The organism is Xanthomonas sp. SHU 166, assembly GCF_000364685.1.
Lineage (GTDB): Bacteria > Pseudomonadota > Gammaproteobacteria > Xanthomonadales > Xanthomonadaceae > Xanthomonas_A > Xanthomonas_A sontii.
The window spans coordinates 1-1,986 of record NZ_AQOJ01000790.1; the positions used below are offsets into that span (position 1 = coordinate 1).

The 1,986-nt window shown below is 68.6% G+C and carries 3 protein-coding genes and 2 pseudogenes; 3 read left to right on the forward strand and 2 right to left on the reverse strand.

What is annotated here, in order from left to right; genetic code table 11:
- Positions 1–164: pseudogene (locus tag D180_RS24830) on the reverse strand (TolC family protein); the annotation flags it as partial.
- A gap of 56 nt (positions 165–220) precedes the next feature.
- The gene (locus tag D180_RS18295) at positions 221–559 is read right to left on the reverse strand and encodes a hypothetical protein (RefSeq protein ID WP_017908581.1); all 339 of its coding nucleotides are present in this window, start codon (positions 557–559) and stop codon (positions 221–223) included.
- Between the two features lie 300 nt (positions 560–859).
- On the opposite strand from D180_RS18295, the gene rpmB reads away from it, so the two are divergent.
- From rpmB to D180_RS18310, 3 genes and pseudogenes are all read left to right on the forward strand, one after another.
- Positions 860–1,096, forward strand: a complete 237-nt coding sequence (rpmB, locus tag D180_RS18300; protein WP_010342733.1) for a 50S ribosomal protein L28 — start codon at positions 860–862, stop codon at positions 1,094–1,096.
- A 10-nt stretch (positions 1,097–1,106) separates the two neighbouring features.
- Complete coding sequence (gene rpmG / locus D180_RS18305) at positions 1,107–1,274, forward strand: 50S ribosomal protein L33 (protein WP_169411268.1); 168 nt, start codon at positions 1,107–1,109, stop codon at positions 1,272–1,274.
- 160 nt (positions 1,275–1,434) lie between these two features.
- Positions 1,435–1,986: pseudogene (locus D180_RS18310) on the forward strand (cardiolipin synthase); the annotation flags it as partial.

The following is a 1,986-nucleotide window of genomic DNA, read 5'->3' on the forward strand; positions in this document are numbered from 1 at the left end:
AGCGCCGCGCCGACGCGGCTGCCGGGCAGTTGATCGAGACGTTGCAGCAAGGTGTCGTACGAAGGGGCGGTCTGCGCCATCGCCAGCGCGGCCGGGGCCAGGCCCAGCAGCACGGCGACGACCCGCCCGGCCGCGCGCGGCGGCCGACGTGTCGGAGTCGACATGAGGAAATTCCAGAGGTGAGGGAAACGGAAACCCGCGATCGCGGGACACGCTCAACTCACGCTCTGGGCGGGCGCTTCAATCCGTCCTGGACGACGCCTGCAGGGGAGGCGTCGACGGCCTGCATCCAGCGCGCCGGTCGCGGCGCGCCGAACACGGCGAGGGCGCTCGCCGGCAGGCTCAGATTCGAGTGGTGGCAATGGTTGTGGCTGCAGGCGCCGGCATGCTTGCCGTCGCTGTCCTCGCCATCGGCATGCGCCGCGGCGGGCGCGTGCACGGCGTCGGCCGATTCCGGCTCCAGCGCGCAGGCCAGCGCATCGGCCACCGGCACGACCACGAACGCCGCCAGCAGCAGCATCAGCAGGGAGGTACGCAGTGGACGGAACAGGCGGCGCATGGTCTGGGCGAGGCTAGCAAGCGGCTTGCGCCGGATACAATAGCAACGCCCGCCTGGTCCATGCGCCCGGACCTGCGCGCGGCGCCTGGTCCTGTGGACAACTTGCACAAGCCCTTGATCGCCTGCATAATGCGCGGCTCGCTGTGCCCGACGAGGTCGGGGCCGGCGGCCGGATGCGCGATCTCCGGCCGGCCTTTCCCAGCGTAACCGCTTGATTTCCCACGTCGCGTGGTGGCCGCAGGGCTGCCGGGGCCGCCGTCTCCCAGGCTATGGGCGACCAAACTACTATCGAGGTGCGCAATGTCCCGCGTATGCCAAGTGTCCGGCAAGCGTGTGCAGACGGGTAACAACGTCTCCCACGCCAACAACAAGACCCGCCGTCGTTTCCTGCCCAACCTGCACGAGCGCCGTTTCTGGGTCGCCAGCGAGAACCGCTGGGTCAAGCTGAAGGTTTCCGCGCACGCGCTGCGCACCATCGACAAGAACGGCATCGACACCGTTCTGGCTGAGCTGCGTGCGCGCGGCGAAAAGGTCTGAGGAGTAGAGCATCATGGCAGGCAAGCGCGATAAGGTCCGTATGATTTCCTCGGCCGGTACCGGCCACTTCTACACCACGGACAAGAACAAGAAGAACACCCCGGGGAAGATGGAATTCCTCAAGTACGATCCGGTCGTGCGCAAGCACGTCCTGTACAAGGAAGGCAAGATCAAGTGATCGGCTGATCCTCGGATCGCTGCTCACGTTGCACACGGAACCCGCCGCAAGGCGGGTTTCGTGCGTCTGGAGCAAGGAAAAAGCGCACCGCCGCTGCGGCCATGGTTGCGTTTGCCGGCGCAGTCCGCAGAATCGGGCGACCTGGGTTGCGAGGATCGCGATGCTGCCGGTCTGGTTGGAAGGCACGTGGCTGCTGGCGCTGGACTGGCTGATCCGGCTGGTGGCGCTGTTGTGGATCCCCACCCGCACCACGCCGGGCGCGGCGCGCAGCTGGCTGTTGCTGGTGGGCTTCGTGCCGTTGCTGGGGCTGCCGCTGTACCTGTTGCTCGGCCACCCCTGGCTGTCGCGCGAGCGCGTCCGCCGCCAGGCGCTGGCCTCGCAGGTGATCCGCGAGCAGCAGGTGCCGTTGACCGCGCTGCGCTGGGCACCGCCGGCCGATACCGTGGTCGCCGAAGTGGTGCCGCTGGTCGAGCGCCAGGGCGACTTCATGCCGACCCACGGCAACAGCGTCGAGCTGCTCGACCGCTACGCGCCCTCGCTGCAGGCGCTGATCGACGACATCGACGCGGCGGTCGAGCGTGTGCACCTGCTGTATTACCTGATGTTCGACGACGCGGTCGGCGACGCGGTGAGCGCGGCGCTGCTGCGCGCCGCCGCGCGCGGCGTGCAGTGCCGGCTGTTGCTGGATGCGCGCGGTGGCCGCCGCGGCCTG